Source organism: Chryseobacterium sp. LAM-KRS1, assembly GCF_013184525.1.
GTDB classification, from domain to species: Bacteria; Bacteroidota; Bacteroidia; order Flavobacteriales; family Weeksellaceae; genus Chryseobacterium; species Chryseobacterium proteolyticum.
Genome location: NZ_JAAOIZ010000001.1, coordinates 588998 through 610848, shown reverse-complemented (window position 1 = coordinate 610848; position 21851 = coordinate 588998). Strand labels below are relative to the sequence as shown.

17 protein-coding genes and 1 pseudogene are annotated in these 21851 nt (G+C 36.3%); 7 read left to right on the top strand and 11 right to left on the bottom strand.

Features of this window, described 5'->3' with window-relative positions; translation table 11 throughout:
• Positions 1-25 precede the first annotated feature (25 nt).
• Positions 26-1942 (top strand): annotated as a pseudogene (gene acs, locus G9C87_RS02720) (acetate--CoA ligase); the annotation flags it as partial.
• A gap of 54 nt (positions 1943-1996) precedes the next feature.
• Here acs and G9C87_RS02715 read toward each other — a convergent pair.
• Positions 1997-3259 (bottom strand): photosystem II stability/assembly factor-like protein, encoded by a 1263-nt coding sequence (locus tag G9C87_RS02715; RefSeq protein WP_172277862.1) that lies wholly within the window; start codon positions 3257-3259, stop codon positions 1997-1999.
• Between the two features lie 247 nt (positions 3260-3506).
• Here G9C87_RS02715 and G9C87_RS02710 point away from each other — a divergent pair, with 247 nt between their 5' ends.
• The 3 genes from G9C87_RS02710 (at position 3507) to nhaA (ending at position 7381) form a co-directional block, all read left to right on the top strand.
• Positions 3507-3869: a hypothetical protein gene (locus G9C87_RS02710; protein WP_172277860.1), complete on the top strand. Its 363-nt coding sequence runs from the start codon at positions 3507-3509 to the stop codon at positions 3867-3869.
• A gap of 111 nt (positions 3870-3980) precedes the next feature.
• Positions 3981-6191: a RelA/SpoT family protein gene (locus tag G9C87_RS02705; protein WP_172277859.1), complete on the top strand. Its 2211-nt coding sequence runs from the start codon at positions 3981-3983 to the stop codon at positions 6189-6191.
• 2 nt (positions 6192-6193) lie between these two features.
• A complete protein-coding gene (gene nhaA / locus G9C87_RS02700; protein ID WP_172277857.1) occupies positions 6194-7381 on the top strand; it encodes a Na+/H+ antiporter NhaA in 1188 nt (395 codons plus the stop codon).
• A 53-nt stretch (positions 7382-7434) separates the two neighbouring features.
• Here the strand turns inward: nhaA and G9C87_RS02695 are convergent, their stop codons facing one another.
• The 3 genes from G9C87_RS02695 to G9C87_RS02685 form a co-directional block, all read right to left on the bottom strand.
• On the bottom strand, positions 7435-7578 hold the full coding sequence (locus tag G9C87_RS02695) for a bacteriocin-like protein (RefSeq protein ID WP_172277855.1): 144 nt from the start codon (positions 7576-7578) through the stop codon (positions 7435-7437).
• 158 nt (positions 7579-7736) lie between these two features.
• Positions 7737-8696 carry a YihY/virulence factor BrkB family protein gene (locus G9C87_RS02690; protein ID WP_172277853.1) on the bottom strand — a complete coding sequence of 320 codons (960 nt, stop codon included), beginning with the start codon at positions 8694-8696 and terminating at the stop codon, positions 7737-7739.
• 2 nt (positions 8697-8698) lie between these two features.
• Positions 8699-9721 carry a DUF4421 family protein gene (locus G9C87_RS02685; RefSeq protein ID WP_172277851.1) on the bottom strand — a complete coding sequence of 341 codons (1023 nt, stop codon included), beginning with the start codon at positions 9719-9721 and terminating at the stop codon, positions 8699-8701.
• Positions 9722-9880: 159 nt separating this feature from the next.
• On the opposite strand from G9C87_RS02685, the gene G9C87_RS02680 reads away from it, so the two are divergent.
• A complete protein-coding gene (locus G9C87_RS02680; protein WP_172277849.1) occupies positions 9881-10354 on the top strand; it encodes a 23S rRNA (pseudouridine(1915)-N(3))-methyltransferase RlmH in 474 nt (157 codons plus the stop codon).
• 2 nt (positions 10355-10356) lie between these two features.
• Here the strand turns inward: G9C87_RS02680 and G9C87_RS02675 are convergent, their stop codons facing one another.
• Genes G9C87_RS02675 through G9C87_RS02665 form a run of 3 tightly spaced genes read right to left on the bottom strand, consistent with a single transcriptional unit; the run spans position 10357 to position 12068 of the window.
• Positions 10357-11172, bottom strand: a complete 816-nt coding sequence (locus G9C87_RS02675; RefSeq protein WP_172277847.1) for a tetratricopeptide repeat protein — start codon at positions 11170-11172, stop codon at positions 10357-10359.
• Positions 11169-11735, bottom strand: coding sequence for a phosphatase PAP2 family protein (locus tag G9C87_RS02670; RefSeq protein ID WP_172277845.1), 567 nt, complete (start codon positions 11733-11735; stop codon positions 11169-11171). The genes G9C87_RS02675 and G9C87_RS02670 overlap by 4 nt, the downstream gene beginning before the upstream one ends.
• 3 nt (positions 11736-11738) lie before the next feature.
• Positions 11739-12068 carry a twin-arginine translocase TatA/TatE family subunit gene (locus G9C87_RS02665; protein ID WP_172277843.1) on the bottom strand — a complete coding sequence of 110 codons (330 nt, stop codon included), beginning with the start codon at positions 12066-12068 and terminating at the stop codon, positions 11739-11741.
• Positions 12069-12291: 223 nt separating this feature from the next.
• On the opposite strand from G9C87_RS02665, the gene G9C87_RS02660 reads away from it, so the two are divergent.
• A complete protein-coding gene (locus G9C87_RS02660) occupies positions 12292-13233 on the top strand; it encodes a hypothetical protein (protein ID WP_172277841.1) in 942 nt (313 codons plus the stop codon).
• 68 nt (positions 13234-13301) lie between these two features.
• On the opposite strand, the gene G9C87_RS02655 is transcribed toward G9C87_RS02660, so the two are convergent.
• Both G9C87_RS02655 and secD read right to left on the bottom strand, forming a co-directional pair.
• Positions 13302-14528 carry a TCR/Tet family MFS transporter gene (locus G9C87_RS02655; RefSeq protein ID WP_172277839.1) on the bottom strand — a complete coding sequence of 409 codons (1227 nt, stop codon included), beginning with the start codon at positions 14526-14528 and terminating at the stop codon, positions 13302-13304.
• Positions 14529-14740: 212 nt separating this feature from the next.
• A complete protein-coding gene (gene secD / locus G9C87_RS02650; protein ID WP_172277837.1) occupies positions 14741-17635 on the bottom strand; it encodes a protein translocase subunit SecD in 2895 nt (964 codons plus the stop codon).
• A gap of 217 nt (positions 17636-17852) precedes the next feature.
• Here secD and G9C87_RS02645 point away from each other — a divergent pair, with 217 nt between their 5' ends.
• A complete protein-coding gene (locus G9C87_RS02645; protein WP_172277835.1) occupies positions 17853-19217 on the top strand; it encodes a PQQ-dependent sugar dehydrogenase in 1365 nt (454 codons plus the stop codon).
• 23 nt (positions 19218-19240) lie between these two features.
• On the opposite strand, the gene G9C87_RS02640 is transcribed toward G9C87_RS02645, so the two are convergent.
• The gene (locus G9C87_RS02640; protein ID WP_172277834.1) at positions 19241-20446 is read right to left on the bottom strand and encodes a hypothetical protein; all 1206 of its coding nucleotides are present in this window, start codon (positions 20444-20446) and stop codon (positions 19241-19243) included.
• 3 nt (positions 20447-20449) lie between these two features.
• Positions 20450-21808 (bottom strand): oxygen-independent coproporphyrinogen III oxidase, encoded by a 1359-nt coding sequence (gene hemN / locus G9C87_RS02635; RefSeq protein ID WP_172277832.1) that lies wholly within the window; start codon positions 21806-21808, stop codon positions 20450-20452.
• Between the last annotated feature and the right edge of the window lie 43 nt (positions 21809-21851).

Genomic DNA, 21851 nt, shown 5'->3' with positions numbered 1-21851 from the left:
ATAAAATTCAAATTTCAAAAACAAAAGGGATATGAGAAATTACTTAATAGAAGATTTACCACATTATTTTGAGGAGTATAAAAAATCTATTAAAAATCCTAAAAAATTCTGGGATAAAATAGCCGATCAAAATTTTGTGTGGTATCAGAGATGGAGTAAGGTAGTTAAGTATGATATGAACGAGGCAAAAATCACCTGGTTTAAGAACGCAAAATTAAATATTACCAAAAACTGCATCGACAGGCACCTGAATGAAAGAGGAGATAAGACGGCTATTATCTGGGAACCCAACGATCCTAAAGAAAAAGCTGAGCATATTTCTTATAGTGAATTGTACGTAAGAGTTAACAAAACAGCTAACGTCCTAAGGGATATGGGCATTGAAAAAGGTGATCGTGTATGCATTTACCTTCCTATGATCCCTGAACTGGCAATTACAATGCTCGCCTGTGCAAAATTAGGAGCGGTACATTCAGTAATCTTTGCAGGATTTTCAGCCAATGCAGTAGCTTCAAGGATCAATGACTGTGAAGCGAAATTAGTAATTACCTCCGATGGCAGCTATAGAGGAAATAAAGTGCTAGACCTTAAAAGTATCGTTGATGAAGCTCTTGAAAAAACAACTACGGTTGAGAATGTCCTGGTCGTTAAAAGAACAAACAATGAGATCAAAATGAAAGAAGGCAGAGATCACTGGATGTCTGAACTCTATGAAAAAGCTTCTCCTGATTTTGTTACGGTAATCATGGATGCCGAAGATCCCCTTTTCATTCTTTATACTTCAGGTTCTACCGGAAAACCAAAAGGAATGCTCCATACCTGTGCTGGATATATGGTCTATACCGCGTATACTTTTAAAAATATTTTCAATTACCAGGAAAATGATATCTATTGGTGTACTGCAGATATCGGCTGGATCACGGGACATTCATACATCCTTTACGGGCCTTTGCTAAACGGAGCCACTACAGTTATTTTTGAAGGTGTTCCTACATATCCTGAACCGGATAGATTCTGGGAGGTTATTGAGAAGCATAAAATCACCCAGTTTTACACAGCACCAACCGCTATTCGCTCCCTGGCCAAGGAAAGTGCCGAATGGGTAGATAAACATGACCTTAGTTCGTTAAAGGTGATCGGGTCAGTAGGAGAACCCATTAATGATGAGGCATGGCATTGGTTCAATGACCATGTGGGTAAAAAGAAGTGTCCTATTGTGGATACCTGGTGGCAGACCGAGACGGGAGGAATTATGATCTCCCCTCTACCTTTTATAACGCCTACCAAACCTACCTATGCAACGCTTCCCTTACCTGGTGTTCAACCGGTACTGATGGATGATAAACGGAATGAAATCACAGGAAACCAGGTAACGGGAAATCTTTGTATCCGTTTTCCATGGCCTGGAATTGCAAGAACCATCTGGGGTGACCACCAGAGATACAAAGAAACTTATTTCACCGCTTTTCCCGGAAAATATTTCACTGGAGACGGTGCTTTAAGAGATGAAGTTGGATATTACAGAATTACAGGCCGGGTAGATGATGTAATCATTGTTTCCGGACATAATTTAGGTACGGCTCCTATTGAGGACAGCATCAACCAGCATCCTGCCGTTGCCGAATCTGCAATTGTGGGATATCCTCATGATATCAAAGGAAATGCTCTGTACGGGTATGTTGTTTTAAAAGAAACCGGAGAAAGCAGACAAAGGGAAAACCTTAAAAAAGAGATCAACCAGCTTATTGCCGATCAGATCGGACCGATCGCTAAACTGGATAAAATACAATTCGTTTCAGGATTGCCAAAAACACGTTCAGGAAAAATTATGCGTAGGATCCTTAGAAAAATTGCCGAAGGAGATTTCAGCAACTTCGGAGATATTTCTACGTTATTAAATCCGGAAATTGTAGACGAAATTAAAAATGAAAGAATAGACTAATCTTTATCATTAATAAGAAGGCGCAGGATTTACCTGCGCCTTTTTTTATCAACTCTATTCTTTGATAATTTTTATAGCTTGTCTACCGAGGTTGGAATGTGCACTAAGTAGATAATTCCCTTTAGGATAATGAAAATCCAAAGAATATTTTTTCAGCCTTTTCCCACTGATATCATCTTTCAGAATTTCTGTAATGAACTTTCCTGATGTGTCATACAGCCCGATAATGATATGATCGGAATGTAAAAAATGAATACTGAGATTCAGCTTGTCTTTAACAGGGTTGGGAGCTACATCGATCTGAAGTTTCCTTTCCTGATTCTCTCTGGTAGTTTCCTGCGTTGCAAGATTACCGACAGTCATTTTATAAATACCGGTACCAGCAGCATATGCCACATTACTGTTAACAAAAAATATCCTGTTCAAAGTACCGCCTACTCCTGTGTCCGTCCAGGTTTCCCCACCATTAAAGGTTTCATAAAATCCTGTATTATGACCACCCATCCACCCATGGTCTGGTGAAGTAAAGCCTACAGCCTGAACAAAAGTATCCGGAAAATCCTTTGTTTCCCAGGTAAGTCCGCCATTTAAAGATTTCAATAACCTTCCTGTGTTAGGAGATTCTGCTTCAATAGAGCAGAATATTTTATTATTATCCAGAAGCTGCATTTTCCAGACGTACTCAAAAGGAATATTACTGTTATATATTTTTGTCCAGCTTGCTCCTCCATCAGTCGTTTTGAGAATAACGGCACCATCATCATCACTTCCGGATGCGAAACCAACGTTTTCATTGATAAAAGTAATTTCTACCAGGGCGGTAGCATACGCGGACATATCCATATACTGCCATGTTATACCGCTATCTGTTGATTTGATAATATAAGCAGGATAAAACCATGCTCCGCAACCGTACACAGTGGATGTACCCACACAATCCAGACCACAGATTCCTTGCGGGTATGGCGAAATATTATTAACTCTTTGCCATGTAGCTCCGCCGTCCGTTGTCTTATAAAAATTGTTATTCAATGTCCCTAGAAAACCTACATTTTCATTTAAAAATTCAATATTCCTATAGTATTCATTGGGTGTCGTGCTCACAATTTGCTGTGTCCAGCTGGTACCACCATTTGTTGTCTTAAAAACAGCTCCGTTGCCGCCCCGGGCTGCCCATCCTAAATTTTCATTAAGAAAGAACACATCATCATACCGCCCTCCCCCATTTCCGGGAGGATAAGAGAATGCGGTCCAGTTATATTGCTGAGCCTGCAGAAAGAATGATAATAGAATAAGAGTAAATAAAATTCTTTTCATTGGTATTAATTTTAAAAACAAATTTGAGGTTTTTGAGATAAGTATACAATAAACTTCTTAATAATTCATGATACTGTCTATCAACGACTAACGGACTTTTAAGTTCAAACATTTGATTGATAGAAATCATCAAATATTTTAACATTTAATTATAGATAAAACAATATAAATCAAATTTTATTGAATTTTATTCAAATAATTTGAAATTTAATTATTACCTTTAAGTACAAATTTAAAACACACGATCATGACAAAAATATTAGCCGGATTATTTCAATCTCACAGTGATTATAAGAAGCTTGAAACGGACCTGGAAAGCTCAGGCTTCGGAGATTCAGATTATATTGTTTATCTCAACGACCATCAAAATTCACAATATCTTGCAAGTGTTGCAGTAAAAGATACAGATCAGGCAGATAATGCCAGGAACGTTTTTAATAAAAATGCTGTGGTAAAAACTTATTTATTTGAGAATATGGGAATAGAACAAGCAGACTACCATAACATAAAAAGATATATTGACGCACGAAATAAAGCTGAAATCCATAACAGTCCCGACGTTAAAATCAAGGGTTCAAGCAATGGCATGGATTCAGAAGTAAAATTCTAATAAAAACTAAAATCTAATAACCGGAAATCCGCAGATCTTTCTGCGGATTTTTTGTCATTGACAACTGGGAAAATTTTCGTATTTTCGTTTAATTATACGGGATTTACACAAATGAGCTACGACTTAGAACGGGAGAACAAAGAAATACTGGCAAGATATAAAGACCTGATTTCTAATACTTACAGGACTTTGGATGAAGAAAACAATAAACTCATCCGAAAGGCATTTGATATTGCATTAGATGCTCATAAAGATCAAAGGAGAAAATCCGGAGAACCCTATATCTACCATCCTATTGCCGTAGCTAAAATTGTTGCAACGGAAATAGGTCTTGGAGCTACATCAATAGCCTGTGCACTGCTGCATGATGTGATTGAAGATTCCGACTATACCTACGAAGATATCAAGAAGATCTTTGGGGAAAAAATAGCCAATATCGTGAATGGATTAACCAAAATATCCATCATGAATCATCAGAACATTTCTGTACAATCTGAAAACTACAGAAAGTTATTGCTCACACTATCGGAAGATTTCAGGGTTATACTGATTAAAATCGCAGACCGCCTTCACAATATGCGGACACTGGAAAGCATGGCCCCGGATAAGCAAAAGAAAATTGCTTCTGAAACCGTGTACATCTACGCTCCCATGGCCCACCGTCTGGGATTATACAACATCAAATCCGAGCTTGAAGATCTTTCATTAAAGTATAATAATGCGGAAGTTTTCAATGAGATCACTGAAAAGTTAGAATTAGCCAAGGAAAACCGGGAAAAATATATTGAAGAATTCAAAAAAGAAGTTTCCGAAAGGCTCAAAGAGGAAGGATTAAACTTCAGTATAAAAGGCCGTGCAAAAGCAGTTTCTTCCATTTACCGGAAAATGCTCAAACAAGGAGTTTCTTTTGAGGAGGTATTTGATAATTATGCCATCAGGATCATTTACAAATCAGATGCAAAAAATGAAAAGTTCCTGGCCTGGAAAATTTATTCAATTGTAACGGATGTATACCACAGTAACCCTTCAAGAATGCGTGACTGGATCACACAGCCCCGTTCTACAGGATATGAAAGTTTACACCTTACTGTCCTTGGACCGGATAAAAAATGGATTGAAGTACAGATCCGTTCAGAAAGGATGGACGAAATTGCTGAAAAAGGGGTAGCCGCACATTATAAATACAAAGAAGGATACAAGCAAAGCAGTGAGGACAGAAATTTTGAAAGATGGGTAACAGAGATCCGGGATGTTTTAGAACAGCAGCAGAATCTTTCTACCTCCGAACTTCTGGATAACATCAAACTCAATTTATATTCTAAAGAGGTTTTCGTTTTTACTCCCAAAGGAGAAATCAAAATTCTGCCAACCAACGCTACGGCACTGGACTTCGCATTCTCTGTACACTCTGATTTGGGTATGAAATGCCTAGGAGCCAAGATCAATGGAAAACTGGTTCCAATCTCATATGTTCTTCAAAACGGAGACCAGGTAGATATCCTTTCTTCCCAGAATCAAAAGCCTAAATCGGACTGGCTCGAATTCGTAGTTACTTCCAAGGCAAAATCCAAGATTAAGAGTTATCTTAATTCACAAAAAAATCAGCTGGTAGAAGAAGGAAAAGAAATTTTACAAAGAAAACTTCGTCACGCTAAAATTAATTTTAATGATGAGGAAGTCAATAAACTTCAGAAGTTTTTCAACTTAAAAACATCACAGGAACTGTTTTTAAAATTCCAGAGCAATGAACTGGATGTAAGCAGTCTTAGAAAATACATCGAAAGTAAAAATGTATTCAATAATTTACTTTCAAGATTCAGAAAATCTCCTTCCAAAAACGTTCATTATGAAGAACCAAAGGAGCAAAACCTGGACATGATCGTCTTTGGAAAAGACGAAGAAAAGTTAAACTATAGTTATGCAAAATGCTGTACCGTAATTCCGGGAGATAAAATTTTTGGATTCATTACGATTTCAGACGGTATAAAAGTGCATAGTGATAATTGTCCGAATGCTATTAACCTGAGGGCACAGTATGATTACCGGGTTATTCCAGCCAAATGGGTTAATGCTGAAAGCTTTAAAAACAGGGTTAAAATTGAAATTGAAGGTTTAGACCGGATGGGAATGATTAACGACATTACCGCCGTAATCAGTGGCACTATGGGGATGGATATGAAAAGTCTTTCCATAGAATCCAATAATGGCGTCTTTATGGGTAACATTATTCTTGAGGTTAAAAATAAAGGTCAGTTGGAAGAAACCTTTAAAAAACTTAAAAATATTAACGGAGTTTCAAGGGTGAGACGATTACAATCATAGGCATGAATTTATCTATTTATTTTAAAAAATTTTTCAACAGCAGTCAATCTTCGGGTATCATCCTTATTTTTTGTGTAGCGATTTCTTTATTAATTGCTAACTCGAGCTTAGGAGAAGGATTTCAGAATTTTCTCCACTATGAAATAGGCACTCATCTTTTTCACTTGAAATATCCGATCCATATCTGGATCAATGATGGTCTCATGGCTATTTTTTTCCTTTTGGTAGGCCTCGAAATAAAAAGAGAACTGGTGGAAGGTGAGCTTTCATCTTTTAAAAATGCTTCTCTTCCGATTTTTGCGGCAGTCGGAGGAATGCTTGTTCCCGCAACCATCTATACCCTGTTCAACTCAGGAACAGAATTCAGCAATGGATGGGGAATTCCGATGGCTACAGACATAGCCTTCTCGCTTGCGTTGATTTCCATGCTAGGAAGTAAAATTCCTAATTCCATTAAAATTTTCCTAGCTGCTCTGGCTATTGTTGATGATCTGGGAGCGATTTTAGTTATCGCCATATTTTATACAGATCAGATTCAATGGATCTATTTGTTGATCTCTTTCGGAATTGTCGCTTTCTTGTTTCTTTTGAATTTTTTAAAAGTGACGAGGCTTATTTTCTATATTATCCCTGGATTATTTTTGTGGTATTTTCTTCACAATTCAGGAATTCATGCTACCATCGCAGGAGTATTACTGGCTTTGTCTATTCCTACCAATGCATCCAATGTTCAAATTTCTCCTTTGGAAAAATTAGAGCATCATCTTCATATACCTGTAAGCTTTCTAATCATGCCAATATTTGCCCTTACAAATACCAATATTGCCTTTCACAGCGGAATGGCAGAAGGGTTGATAAGTACTTTGGGATTAGGGATCATCGGTGGTTTAGTCCTGGGAAAACTAATCGGGATCAATTTATTTTCATTTATTGCCATTAAAATTAGAATAAGTTCACTTCCACACAATAGCACATGGTCGCATATGCTGGGGGTAGGCTTTCTTGCAGGAATTGGTTTTACGATGTCTATTTTTATAGCATTACTATCCTTTAAAGAGCAATTTGAAATCCAGGATGAAGCCAAATTTGCAATCCTGATTGCATCGTTTTTATCAGCTATTTTAGGCGTAATTATATTAAGCCTAAGTGCTAAAAAGAATAAATTTATCGACGACGATAGTGATGAATAATTGCTAACTATAAAAATAAAAAAGAGCACCTTTCAGTGCTCTTTTTTATTGTACTACGGGCAAATGTAAGTGGATATCTTACATAGTCCGTTACAGCAGTAGGTCGTTCCCGGACAATAATCATCCCCGGTTCTGCATGCTAATCCTCCTTTTACGATTTTCAAATCGTTTCTCGTTAATTTTTTGATGTTTTTCATAATAAATTAATTTGGTATTTGTACAAGAATTTCAAATTCTTACTAGTCACTAAATTACCATAAAAATGAATACGAAAAAATATAATCAGGTATTTTTAATTGACCCATAAATAAAATATTAGCTGAATCAATACAATATTGATTGAAGAGAATTCAGATTAGTCTTTTTCGTTCGGGGAATGATCTGCCTGCACTTCTTTTCGGAGTTCATCAGCCAGTAATTTTTCTATCCTGAGTTTTCTGATAGCCATATTAAGTTCATTACCAAATAATAGCAGATAAACATTCACATTTACCCATACCATTAAAAGAATCATACTTCCAATGGACCCGTACAGAACATTATAACGGGCGATATCTTTTACATAAATAGCAAATATGTAAGTAGTGAGAACAAAAAGAACGGTCGTTAAAATAGCCCCAGGAACCGCTTGCCTGAACCTGGCAATCTTCACTGTTCCCAACCAGTAAAACATCGCTAATAAAATAAAGTAAAAAAGAGGAAAAGACACAAATCCAATAATCTTAGAAAGGTTATTCACCAGCCAGGAAACATTATGGATAGGTGTAAATAGTTTTAAAACTACTTCTACATAATAGACTCCGAAAAGGGCTAAAAAAACTATAGTGATAAAGCCTATGGTAATAAAAAAAGAAAGAATAAACTCTTTTACGTCACTCAGCTTTTCTTCTGAATTTTCATTGAATCCATTGATAAGGGAAAAAGTCCCGTTTGTAGCAAAAACAAGGGCAAGAATAATGGTTAGATTACTGATTCCCCTCATATTGGGAATGATACTTTTCTCAATATAGCCTCTAACATCAGTTTCCATATTGGAAGGGAAAACATTGTGAATCAGCACTTCAAAAATATAAAAATGAAGCTTATCATAATGCGGCATATAAGGTAAAACGGAAAGCAAGAAAAGGAGAAACGGAAATAAACTGATGGTAAAACTCCATGAAATAGCGGCTGCCTTTCTTCCTATCTTATCCTTAAAAATACCCGAAATATAAATCTGAAACATTTGCCACAGTGATATTCCCAGGAGCGGGATATGGATATCATCTAAGAATTCCTGAATCTTCAGGATAAAATTAGGTGTTTTTATATTCATAATTATTTCAGGATATTATCTATTTTATCAAAATTTCTGTTGACTATTTGTGGCGCATTAAACCTCAGACCAATTCCAGCCCTGAATTGCCATTGTGTAGATGAATACAAATTCGAATTTGAACTATTTACCCAGTTAAGCTGAGTACCGGCTCCAACAAACCATTTTCCGTTATCATATCCGATCCTTACATTGGAATTCATTCCCATATTAAATTCATGAAAGTCTTCATCAATCAGCTTTGAATAATAAAGCTGAGGATAAAATTCAACCACCGCATACCAATTACTATCGATCACTCTTTGTATTCCTGCACCTGTTCTTAATGCCAGCCTTATATCTTTCGTGGCAGAACCTTCTTCCCCGCTTCCTATCACTTCTCCCTTGTATATTGCCCTATCGGAATCTTTCAATATATTATACTGATAAAACAGACCTGTAATAACGACAAAATCATTTTTAGCAGGCTTATAAGTCATATTAGTATAGCTTCTGTAGTTCTCTTTACTTCCGACCCATAAATAACTTGTCTCCCCTTTAAAAGACCTGTAATTAGCATCCGGAAACTGAATATATGCATCCTTGATACTTTCGTCTGAACCATTTAACAAAAGATCTATATACTTCCTGGTATCCCGGAAATACAACCCTTTGATCTGATTATAACCTATCATTTGTCGTAGCTTTGGATTCAGGAAAAAAGCAAAATTCACATTGAAATATTTCGTTTTCCCCTTGATATCATCATCATTATTTATTTTAATCAGTTTAGGTGTAAATGAAATACTGGTATCCAGCCATCTGTACCTTAGAAAAAGCTCAGTGTAAAAAGAATCATTTGGTTTTAGCCTGAAAATTTCTCTTTCATAGCGAAGTCCAAAGGAATTGTTAAGGTAGCTTACGCCTGCAACGAGAGAAATTGTATTATTATCTTCCCTGTACTTCTTATTATACTCATTAACTTCCTGACCATAAGAAGCTAACGGAAAATATAAAAATAAGTAAGGAATAGATTGTATTTTCATCGTGTGATATTGGCTCCGTAAAAATACAGATTTTTTTAGACTTGATAATGAACCGGAAAATTACACCGGTTGGTAGCGAAGGGTAAAATGTATCATAGGAACCCGGTAAAATTCCTTAATTTATGAATATCTTTGTCATCCTAAATGTGATTATATCCTATGCGAATAAGTTTACTTTGTATCGGTAAAACAGATGATAAAGAAATTAATTCTTTGATCAATTATTATATTCCCCGCCTTCCTAAACATTGGAATTTTGAAATAACAGAAATCCCTGATGTTAAGAATGCCAAAAATCTCTCTTCAGATCTTCTGAAGAAAGAAGAGGCAAAGCTTTTTATGAATTATATAGATAAAAATGATCTCGTTATTATTCTCGATGAAAAAGGAAAACAGTTTACCAGCAGGGAATTCTCTCAGAAAATAGATACATGGATGAATTTGTCGGTAAAAAAGATCCACATACTAATCGGAGGAGCCTATGGGTTTTCTGAGGAAATATATACCAGAGCCAACGAAAAAATGTCATTATCTAAAATGACATTTACCCACCAGATGATCCGGTTATTTATCGTTGAACAATTATATCGTGCAGATCAGATTCTACAGGGAAAACCTTATCATAACGATTAAGTTTACTTGGCGGGAGGACATTTTTCAAAATGATCTGCAAGAATTGCTTTTTCGTATCCCAAAGCAACAGCTTTCTCCAGATTGACACAAGCTTCTTTCGGCTTGGCACCGTCAAACAAAATCAGAGATTTTGTTACATAGGACTGAGCAAATTTCGGATCTATGGAAATAGCTTTATTGATATCAGTCAAAGCCTCCTTCTGTTTTTTCATTTTTAAATAGACTTCCGCACGTCCGTTGTATAACAAAGACTCCGGTTTTTCAGAAATGAGCTGATTATAATCTTTTAATGCTCCGTCAAGATCGCCATTATTCTTCTTTAAATTAGCCAATCCCGTTCTTGCAAAAATATTTTCCGGAGCAAAAGATAAAATCTGGTTCAGATCTTTAATAGCCAGTTCTTTCTTTCCCTGGCTGTCATAAATTTTAGACCTTGTCAAATACATATCTACATTTTCAGCATCAATCTGTAATCCTTTATCAATGTATTCAAGGGCTTTCTGTTTATTTCCTTTTTGGCTGTTTACCGATGCCAGATTAGCATATACTGGTGCCGACATTGGATTTGCCCGCAGAGCTGCTTCATACGATTTAAGAGCAAGGCTCGTTTTACCCAATCTCCTTTGGGAAGTCCCCAGATTATTGTAGTACTCCGACTGGTATTTCTGAATCTGTTCTTTTTCGGCTAATTTAGCGTACTGCTCTTCGGCGCACTTATAATCTGCTTTTTTAAAGCATTCTTCCGCTGTTTTTGCGTCCTGGGAATAAAGATTAGCAAATGTAAATGCTAATACTACAAGTAATAAATGTTTTTTCATGAGGTTATCGTTTGTTTGTTGATGACTTTTTTCGCGAGTGCACTAAATATCACTCCCAATAAAAGTCCAACAAACGCCCCCACCAAAATATCTATCGGGAAATGCACTCCTAAATATATACGGCTGTAAGAAACCACTGCAGCCCATACAAATATAGCATAAGGAAACCATCTGAGTTTTTTTCCTAATAAAACACTCAGATATGTAGCTAAAAAGAAAGTATTCGATGCATGAGCAGAATAAAATCCAAATTGTCCGCCACATTTTACGATCCTCATATAATGTTCAAGAGAAGGATCATGGCAAGGTCTTAACCTTTGTACTCCATGCTTAAAGATGCCAGCGACCTGATCGGACACGGTTGTTCCTATAAGTATAAATAAAAGAATAAAAACTAAGGATTTTAACTGGTAATTTTTATAAAGAAAATACAGAAAAATAATATAAAGCGGAACCCAGATCCATGTACTGGAGATAAGCATCCAAAACTGATCAAACGAAGAACTCCCCAAATTATTGAGAAATAAAAAGACATTTTTATCTTCCTGAATGATTTCTTCCATCAGTTATCTGCTTACAGGTCCTTCATAGGTTTCATCTTCAGAAGGCTTTGGCTTTGCAGGCTCAGAAGAAGGTTCGGTAAGAATATCTTTTTCAATATTCTTCATTGGGTTAAAATCTTTAGCAGCATCTTTCACCTTTTCGATCTCACGTTTGATTTCAGAAACAGGGTTATCCGTCTCTTTCATGATCTCGGTTTTAATGTCTTCTACCGCTCCACGCATCTTTCTTACGCCTGCTCCTAAGTCACGCGCTATCTGAGGGAGTTTATCCGGACCGAATAATACAACGATTGCGACTGCAATCAATGCCATTTCTCCAATGCTTAATTCCATGAGGTAAAATTACAAAAGATTATACATATATAATGTAGAAACATAAAATTTAAACAAATTTTAAGATTTTCCATTTCAAAGCTTTAAATATTTTCAATTCAGGCTTATTAATCATCTTAATATTCCGGTCTTTTTAAATTAATCAATAATTAATTCTCTCATTAAAGAATTATATGAAATTTTTCATTATTTTTATTTCTACACAAACATTAAATATATACTTATGAAAAAATTAGTAACTCCCTTCAAGGTTTTTGCCTTGGCAATGGTGCTGTCTTTAACAAGCTGCCAAAATGAAACAACTGAAGTACTTCAGGAAAATACCGCAAAAAAAGAATCTGTTTCCGATTTGAAAAAAGTATTAACTCCCTCTTCTCAAACACTTCCCGATATTGTTCAAACACAATTGAATGATTCAAAGAAAAATCTGGAACAATACCTTAAAAATGATCTTCAGATTACCGGAGTTTCAGTTTTAGGAAAGCTGTCTGATGCAAATGGAATTTCCATTTCTCAAAACCTCATTTCAGATAAAAATACTTATGTGGCGTTTGGTAATATTACTGATCCTGCATCAGTAAAAATAGGCAAAATGACAAATTTTAATTCAGAAGATGAATTATCAGTTGCCCAACAAAGCCTGAAGGATGTCATTAGTCAGGAGGTAAAACCAAATACAGAAGTACTTGAAATTACATGGAATCATAAGGGAGAGCAATTTACTTCATTATGTTTCTACAATACCAATGGAATTATCTGGGATAATGTGTTAGGAGGTCTGGTAATGATGGATAGAGGAAGTAACGTAGAAGCCTCTAATGACAATCAGGCAAAGGTACTTTCGAAGTGGTATAAAGAATGGTGGACGGCAAAATGGCTATGGGGATCCAAGAGAGGAGAAATCGGATATAAGATCACGATTTATTATAATGGATCTACCGTATCTAATACTGATGTAAGTGATTGGGGCAATATCAGTTTAGGAAAAGCAAAAAGCGAAAGCAAAATATTAAAGAGAACCGGAGCTTACGGACAATGCAGATATGCACTTGGATTATGTACACCGACAGGTTCTTTAAGCTTTAATTCAAGTAACTTTACGGTATCATTTTCCGGTTTGGGAAGTAATATCGTAAGTAACGGAACCAAGTCCCTTTATCCTTAATCAATACATAGCTAAAAAAATAAAGCAGGATATCATTATTAATATTCTGCTTTTTTATTTAAAATAATTTACTTTTTAATTTCTCTATTTTTCTCGAATGCATAATATGAAATAACCACACTTACAGCCATGAGAAGGAAAGCTAAAAAGAAAGGTGCTCCTGAAAACTTAAATGGCGCCTCATCATGGGTAAAGTAATAAAACAGGTTTGTCATCATAGGAGGGCCTACAATTGCCGTAGCACTCATCAGACTTGTTAAAGCGCCCTGCAATTCTCCTTGTTCATTAGAAGGGACACTTTTTGTAATCACAGATTGAAGTGCAGGACCACAAATTCCTCCTAAACAATAAGGAATAAGGAATGCAAACATCATCCACCCTTCTGTAGCAAATGCAAACAATAACATTCCGATGGCATACAATGCCAATCCGTAATAAATACTTTTCTGCTCTCCTAATCTTGGAGTTGTCCAACGGATCAAACCTCCCTGTACAAGTCCGACCAATAATCCTACTGCTCCGAGAGATAATCCAACCATCCTTTCCGTCCAGCTGAATTTATACATCGTATAAAAACTCCAGTTACTCTGTACAGCATGACCTGCAATATAAATCAAAATTAAAGACACGATCAATCCTGAAATTTCAGGATGCTTACCTAAAAACTTAAATGATCCCACAGGGTTGGCACGCTTCCAGCTGAATTCTCTTCTCTTATCTTTATCCAAACTTTCAGGAAGAATAAAATATCCGTAAAGAAAATTGAGCAGGCATAAACCGGCCGCAGCGTAGAATGGAACTCTTGAGCCATAATGCCCCAGAACACCTCCCAGCACAGGTCCAATAATGAATCCCAAACCAAAAGCCGCCCCTATTAGGCCAAAGTTTTTAGCCCTGTCCGCGTCAGTAGAGATATCAGCGATGTATGCACTTGCAGTGGTTACACTCGCTCCTGTGATTCCGGCTATAATTCTTCCCAGGAATAACCACCAGATACTTGGAGCTAAAGCCAGTAAAACATAATCTATTGAAAATCCAAAAAGCGAAATGAGGATAATGGGTCTTCTTCCGTATTTATCACTGAGATTTCCTACTACCGGGGAAAATATAAACTGTGTAAACGCATAGGCGAAACCAAGCCAGCCACCATATTTTGCGGCCTCACTGATGTCTGCATGAATCAGTTCCTCAATTAATTTAGGAACAACGGGAATAATGATCCCCCATCCGGTGATATCAATCAGGAGCGTTATAAAAATAAAGCTCATGGCGGCTTTTTTCCTTGAATTTTCCATAATTGTGCAAAATTAATGAAATATAGAAGTATAATGATTCTAAATTGTGAAGATTTAATAATGATAATTGATTATCAAGGATTGAATAGTAGGTCGGATTTACAGCTTAACATTTAATTATTCAAACAATTCTCTTTCCTTAGATTTAAACCAATAAATAAAAAAATAGCCTTTCGAAATGAAAGGCTATTTTTTTATTTATTGTAGTATAATTATTTTGAAGCAAGGACTTCTTTATTCGAAGTCGTTTTTCCATGTACTCCTTCTTCTTTCCCTGACTTAAGGAAGTCATAAGCAATAGCCGAAGCAACAAATATGGATGAGTAGGTACCGAAACCAATACCAATTAGCATCGCAAACATAAATCCTCTCAGATTATCTCCACCAAAGATAAAGATTGCTAAAATTACAAGGATCGTTGTAAATGAGGTATTGAATGTTCTACCCAATGTACTTGAAATTGAATCATCAAATAAACCTGCCAATGTTAAAGATTTCTTCTCTCTCAAATATTCCCTGATTCTATCGAAGATAATCACGGTGTCATTGATTGAGTACCCTAATACGGTAAGGATTGCAGCAATGAAATCCTGGTTGATTTCCATATTGAAAGGCATGAATTTATGCAGCAATGAATAAGCTCCCAGAATGATAATCGCATCGTGGAACAATGCAGCAACAGCACCCAGAGAGAATTGCCATTTTCTAAATCTGATAAGGATATAGATAAAGATACCTCCTAAAGCAGCAACAACTGCAAGAATACCGTGGGTTTTGATGTCATCTGCTACAGTAGGACCTACTTTCTCAGAAGAGATAATTCCGGCATGGTCTTTATCCGCAGATTTAAAATCGTGAAGTGAAATATTAGCCGGTAAATTCCCTTTTAATCCTTCATATAATTTTTGCTCAACAGTCTGGTCAGCCTTAAGCGATTCATCATCAATAAGGTAATCTGTAGAGATTTTCAATTGTTTAGAGTTACCAAAGGTCTTAGCCTCAACAGAAGAGTTCTTACCATCTTCCGTTTTAAACATTTTTACCAGATTCTGTTCGATATCTTCAGCATTTACATCTTTATCAAACCTTACCACGTAGTTTCTACCACCAGTGAAATCAATTCCATACTTAAATCCTTGAGTTGCAATAGATCCGATGCAGATAACAGTTAATATAGCAGAAATAATATACGCATATTTTCTTTTCCCAATAAAATCAATCCACGTATTTCTGAACAGATTTTTCGTCGGAGCTGTCCATACAGAAAGGTGTTTTCCTTTATTTAGTCTGTTGAAGATCATTACTCTTGAAAGCAATACAGAAGTAAATAAAGTCATTGCAATACCAATCATTAGTGTTAAAGCAAATCCTTTAATAGGTCCCGTTCCGAAGAAGAATAACACCACTGCCGTTAGGAATGTTGTCGAGTGACCATCAATAATGGCATTTAATGCATGTTTGAAACCATCTTTGTAGGCCTCCAAGATACTTTTTCCGGCAAATAGTTCTTCTTTGGTTCTTTCGTAGATAATTACGTTCGTATCCACAGCCATTGCCATTGTAAGAACGATACCTGCAATACCTGGAAGAGTAAGCGTAAAGTCTCCGGAATCCATAATTCCGAAAATGTAGAATAAGTTAATAACCATTGCGATTACAGCGTACACTCCAGCACCACCATAATAGAAAATGATATAAACGATGATGATTAAAAATGCAATAGCGAATGAGATCATCCCTGCATTAATAGATTCCTGTCCTAGAGACGGTCCTACCTGTGTAGCCTGAACTACTTTAGCTCCTGCCGGTAATTTACCTGCTCCTAAAACGTCTACCAGTTCTTTAGCTTCTTCCTGAGAGAAGTTACCGGAGATCTGAGTTCTACCGTTAGGAATAGCATTTACTACGTTCGGTGCAGTATATACCCTGTTATCAAGAGTTACAGCAACCGGTTTATTAACGTTTTTCTCTGTTAATGTTTTCCATTCTTTAGCCCCTTTAGAATCCATCTGCATATCAACTACTACTCTTCCCAGCTCATCATAGCTGATGTTAGCAGTTTCAACAGCTCCGTCTACTGGTGCTTTTTGGTTGATGTTTCCTCTTATGGCATACAATACAAGGCTCTCAGCATCTGTAGCTTCTGGTTTGTACCCCCACATGAATTGGGTATATTTAATGTTAGCCGGACGTAATGCCTGAGCCACTTTGCTGTTTAAAATTTTATTTACAACTGCAGTATCAGACAATTTAATGTTAGCAACTCCGTTGGTTCTTAACTTGTCTAAATGTAAAAGGTTCATGAAGTTCACATTCTTTGCAACTCCCATAGAATCTCCTTTTGCTGCAACCACACTTGTTAAAGTCTGAAAATAAGGTGCAATTTCAGGAACCTGCTGTACTTCCCAAAACTGAAGTTTTGCTGAAGTCTGAAGCATTTTCTTTACTTTATCGATGTCTTTCATACCAGGCATTTCAACAGAAATTCTCGCTGTTCCCGGTACTCTCTGAACATTCGGTTGTACAGCCCCCATTTTATCAATTCTGGTTCTGATAACCTCAAAAGCAGTACCTACAGAAGCATCAATTCTTCTTTTAACGATACTTTTTACCTGCTCATCAGTAGTATTATACTTAATCTCAGTAAGATTAGTGTTTCCAAATATTTCCGGATCTGCAAGTTTAAGATTGGTTCCTTTTGCTTTGTTTATGGCATCAAACTGATCGAAAAAATTATCTACATAAGATTTAGTAGAATTCTTCTGAACCTCATCAGTTTTATTTAAAGCTTCGATTAGAACAGGATTAGAAGAGTAATTCGTTAAATCACTCACCAAATCTCTTTGGTTGATCTCCAAAAGAACGTTGATCCCTCCTTTCAAGTCAAGACCAAGTTTCATTTCTTTGTCTTTCGCTTTAGAATAATAAAGCTTCGTATAACCAAGATTAAGAGTATCTTCCTTTATTCGTTTGATCTCTTTCTCGTTTCCGTTCGCAGCTTCAATCTGCGATTCAATTTTGCTGGCGTACCAGGTTGGTATAAGCTCATTTAAGCAAATCAACCCCAGTACAATAGCAACAATTGTAATAAGTCCTTTTCCTTGCATTTTGTTATAACTACGTTAAATTAAGTCGGCAAATATAATGATTTTCTTTATATTTTATGAACTTTCAATAACAGAAATGGTTTATTTTCAGATATATCGACAATATGACTTCCATTTAAGATTTATCAATTTTAAAAGCTTATTTTAATGAAGTTTATAAAGTTTAATTGGTATGAAATTTTCATTATGAATACAATACACTAAATATCAAAATATTATGAAAATTTTACTTTTTGTGATAGGGATTTTTTCTTCCCTATTTCTTAATTCCCAGACAATTAATCTGGTAGAATTTGCCACCGGGCTCACGAGTCCGGTCGAAATTACAAATGCCAATGATAGCAGGCTTTTTGTAGTACAACAGAACGGAATCATTAAAATTATTCAACCTTCCGGGACTATTAATGCGACTAATTTCTTAAACATTAGCAGCAAAGTTTTGTATGGTGGAGAAAGAGGACTTTTAGGATTGGCTTTCCATCCCCAGTATGCAACAAACGGTTATTTCTTTGTGTATTACAACAATGCAACCAACGGAAACATTATTGTTGCCAGATATACCGTAAGCAGCACTGATCCGAATGTAGCCGATGCAAGCTCTGAAAAAATAATACTCAATATCCCAAAGCCTTTCGATAATCATAATGGAGGAAGCATTCATTTTGCGCCTGACGGCAAATTATGGGTGGTAACCGGAGACGGAGGTAGCGGTGGAGACCCCAACAATAATGCACAAAACAAAAACTCGCTGCTGGGTAAAATGCTACGTCTTGACATTAACTCTACCAATGCTTATAATATACCTCCTGACAATCCATTTGTGGGTATTGACGGGGCAGATGAAATATGGGCATATGGCCTTCGGAACGCCTGGAAGTTTTCCTTTGATCTCACCACAGGAAATGCCATGATTGCAGATGTGGGTCAGGGACAGATTGAAGAAATCAACAAAAATCCGATTACCCAGGCCGGAATTAATTATGGATGGAGATGTTATGAAGGAAATACGGCCTATAATACCGGTGGATGCGCAGCCGCTTCAACAATGACTTTTCCGGTTGCCGTATATGACCACTCTGGTGGAAAATGCTCTATAACCGGAGGTTATGTTTACCGTGGAACTCTTTACACTGCATTACAGGGAAAATATTTTTTCGCAGATTATTGCTCCAACCAGATCGGAATGTTGAGCTCTGATAATTCCATAACCTGGACGACGTCCTACTCTGGAAATGGTTTCTCAACTTTTGGACAAGATAACCAGAATGGTCTCTATGTTGCCGGTGTTAATAGCGGAAAGATTTACAAAATTACAAGCGGAACACTCTCAACACAGGAAAATAATAATTTAGCTAAAATAAAGGTATATCCAAATCCTGCTTCTAAAAAAGTATTCATTGACGGTATTAAAGAACAGAAACTTTCAGTAGAGATCATTAACTCTGAAGGCAGGCTAATGAATCAGCTAAAAATTGGTAATGATAACAGTATTGATATTTCAGGTCTTAGCCCGGGAGTATACTACATCAATTTAAAGTCAGGAGAATTAAAATCCTATAGTCAAAAGCTAATTATTCAATAATGTTAACGAAAGCCTCAATATCATTACATTGGGGCTTTCTTATAAAAACACGCAGTTCCTAAAGCTAGAAGTGGAATTAAAATCAGCAGTCTCTGAACTAAAGAAAAACGCTCCACTTCATCATCCAGTAATTGACTCGGAACTAACGATACCAATGCAATTGCAAGAGCAGCAAGCAAAATTTCAGGTAAGGATAATTTTTCAGAAACATCGACTGTAACATTGTACCCGGAATTGAGAATCCAATAACCCAGAAACAAAATCATGAAAGGAAATGACCATATCCTGTAAGTGTCATAGGCAATAGCATGAAGCCCTAAGGGAATTAGAATAACAATAGCAAACAATAGCAAAAGATACTTGTTGGCCTTTTCAAACTTCCTGTAAACAACATACATCATAAAGAGAATGGGAATCCCAAAAAATATTGAGCATTTGGAAACAAATACCCTTTGAAAGAAATGCGGACTCTCATCTTGTATATAGTCTGTAAATTTTACAGTATAAGCAGATGCTACAGAATCGGCAACTTTTGCGTTTATAAATTCTAAATGATCCAGATAATTTAAAATCATTTTATGATAGTTTGACCCGCTCACTTCCTGGTAGGCTGACACTCCAAAAGTAACAGCAAGCGGTAATATAAGAAAGAAGCTGATCCTCTTTATTAAATGGGAATTTAAAGTGTCTTTAAAAGAAATTCCTTCTCTACTTACTCCATCTACCACCAAAGCAAAGCAACAGATAGGGAGCATCAGGAAAAATGAAACCTCATGTATAAGAATGCTAATAGAAGCAACTAATGATGCCAGCAGAATCTTTTTCTTCCTGAGAAGCCATATAACTAAAATGGTTAGCAAAAAGATGATATGATCCAGGTACCCTATAAGATGGGCCGTAAATATGATATATTGAGATAAAAAAAAGGTCAGATAAAATACGAGAGTGTAAACATCCCCTTTGTTCCGGATTGTTTCTTTACTAGCCATAAACAACAACAATCCATATAGCAACAATATTATAAAAACAGATAAAACAAATATGTTCTGCTCATTTTTCTCTACAAATAATCCCAAAAAACCTCCGGCAAATCCTCTTTTTATAAACCCGAATCTATAATCGAGCATCCAGTGAGCAACGGACCATTGATTGGGAAACCTTATCGTTTTTAAGACACTAAAAACAAGTGCATATGTATAGATAATAATGAAAAGAACTTTTCTATTCATCTACTAAATAGTCATAGAGAAAATCCTGGTTTCAGGTTTATTCCGCATCATTCTAAGATCAAACACCATGGCTACATTTCTTGTAAACGCTCTTCCCTTTTCTGTAATCTTGATCTGATGATCTCTGATTTCAACCAGTTCATCTCTTTCCATTTCCTTAAGCATCTCCAAAGCATTTTCCAGTTCCGGGAAAGAGTTTTGGATATCCCATGTCGTTTCCAGCTGACACATAAGGTTCAAAATATGTCTTCTTACAATTAAATCTTCATGATTAAGGATGTGACCCTTTACCACCGGGATCTCTCCTTCTTCAACGATTTTCTGGTATTCTTCAACCGTTTTTACATTTTGAGCGAAAGCATACCAGGAATCTGAAATTGAAGACATTCCAAGTCCCACCATCAATTGCGTTTTGCTTGAAGTATATCCCATAAAATTCCTATGCAGCTTTTTCTGAATTAAAGACTGATAAAGGTCATCATGCTCCAGGGCAAAATGATCCATCCCAACCTCTATATATCCCAGTTCCTGCAATAAGCTTTTACCATCTTCGTAGAGTTTTCTTTTTTCCTCTCCGCTTGGCAGGTCATTTTCATCAAAACCTCTCTGTCCTACTCCTTTTACCCACGGAACATGCGCATAGGAATAAAAAGCCAGTCTGTCAGGCTTCAGTTCCAGTGTTTTACGGATCGTGTATTCCATTGCATCCCAATGCTGGTGAGGCAGTCCAAAAACCAAATCGTGGCTTATTCCTCCATATCCTATCTCACGGGCTAATTCGGTTACTTCCTTTACTTTTTCAAAAGGCTGTATCCTGTTGATTGCTTTCTGAACTTTCGGATCGTAATCCTGCACGCCGAAACTTACTCTTCGAAAGCCAAGATCATACAAAGTCTGAAGATGCTCTCTTGTTGTATTATTGGGATGTCCTTCAAATGAAAACTCGGGATGTTCTGCAATATCTACCGTAGCAAATATTCCTTCCAGTAATGTCTTTAAATTCTTAGGAGAAAAAAAAGTAGGCGTTCCCCCTCCTAAATGAAGTTCTTTTAATTTAGGTTTTTCATCAAAAAGCTCAAGATAAAGCTTCCACTCTTTTAAAACACTTTCAAGATAAGGTGTCTCAACACTATGCTGCTTTGTAATACGTTTATGACATGCACAGAAAGTACATAATGCTTCACAAAACGGCAAATGGATATAAATAGAAATTCCCTCACCTGAGTTACTTTCATGGAAAGATCTTACCACACTCTCCTTCCATTTTTCAGGAGAAAAGGTGCTTTCGTCCCAATATGGAACAGTAGGATAAGACGTGTAACGTGGTCCGGGAATATTATATTTATCGATTAAAGAGTTCATCTAAAAATTTTAAATTTTTATAAATTGAATAAAATTCACATAA

What these genes read in the sequence shown, in the direction of transcription:
- G9C87_RS02715 (WP_172277862.1), bottom strand. Translation starts at nt 3,259, where the DNA reads ATGAAAAGAATTTTATTTACTCTTATTCTATTATCATTCTTTCTGCAG.
- G9C87_RS02710 (WP_172277860.1), top strand. Translation starts at nt 3,507, where the DNA reads ATGACAAAAATATTAGCCGGATTATTTCAATCTCACAGTGATTATAAG.
- G9C87_RS02705 (WP_172277859.1), top strand. Translation starts at nt 3,981, where the DNA reads ATGAGCTACGACTTAGAACGGGAGAACAAAGAAATACTGGCAAGATAT.
- nhaA (WP_172277857.1), top strand. Translation starts at nt 6,194, where the DNA reads ATGAATTTATCTATTTATTTTAAAAAATTTTTCAACAGCAGTCAATCT.
- G9C87_RS02695 (WP_172277855.1), bottom strand. Translation starts at nt 7,578, where the DNA reads ATGAAAAACATCAAAAAATTAACGAGAAACGATTTGAAAATCGTAAAA.
- G9C87_RS02690 (WP_172277853.1), bottom strand. Translation starts at nt 8,696, where the DNA reads ATGAATATAAAAACACCTAATTTTATCCTGAAGATTCAGGAATTCTTA.
- G9C87_RS02685 (WP_172277851.1), bottom strand. Translation starts at nt 9,721, where the DNA reads ATGAAAATACAATCTATTCCTTACTTATTTTTATATTTTCCGTTAGCT.
- G9C87_RS02680 (WP_172277849.1), top strand. Translation starts at nt 9,881, where the DNA reads ATGCGAATAAGTTTACTTTGTATCGGTAAAACAGATGATAAAGAAATT.
- G9C87_RS02675 (WP_172277847.1), bottom strand. Translation starts at nt 11,172, where the DNA reads ATGAAAAAACATTTATTACTTGTAGTATTAGCATTTACATTTGCTAAT.
- G9C87_RS02670 (WP_172277845.1), bottom strand. Translation starts at nt 11,735, where the DNA reads ATGGAAGAAATCATTCAGGAAGATAAAAATGTCTTTTTATTTCTCAAT.
- G9C87_RS02665 (WP_172277843.1), bottom strand. Translation starts at nt 12,068, where the DNA reads ATGGAATTAAGCATTGGAGAAATGGCATTGATTGCAGTCGCAATCGTT.
- G9C87_RS02660 (WP_172277841.1), top strand. Translation starts at nt 12,292, where the DNA reads ATGAAAAAATTAGTAACTCCCTTCAAGGTTTTTGCCTTGGCAATGGTG.
- G9C87_RS02655 (WP_172277839.1), bottom strand. Translation starts at nt 14,528, where the DNA reads ATGGAAAATTCAAGGAAAAAAGCCGCCATGAGCTTTATTTTTATAACG.
- secD (WP_172277837.1), bottom strand. Translation starts at nt 17,635, where the DNA reads ATGCAAGGAAAAGGACTTATTACAATTGTTGCTATTGTACTGGGGTTG.
- G9C87_RS02645 (WP_172277835.1), top strand. Translation starts at nt 17,853, where the DNA reads ATGAAAATTTTACTTTTTGTGATAGGGATTTTTTCTTCCCTATTTCTT.
- G9C87_RS02640 (WP_172277834.1), bottom strand. Translation starts at nt 20,446, where the DNA reads ATGAATAGAAAAGTTCTTTTCATTATTATCTATACATATGCACTTGTT.
- hemN (WP_172277832.1), bottom strand. Translation starts at nt 21,808, where the DNA reads ATGAACTCTTTAATCGATAAATATAATATTCCCGGACCACGTTACACG.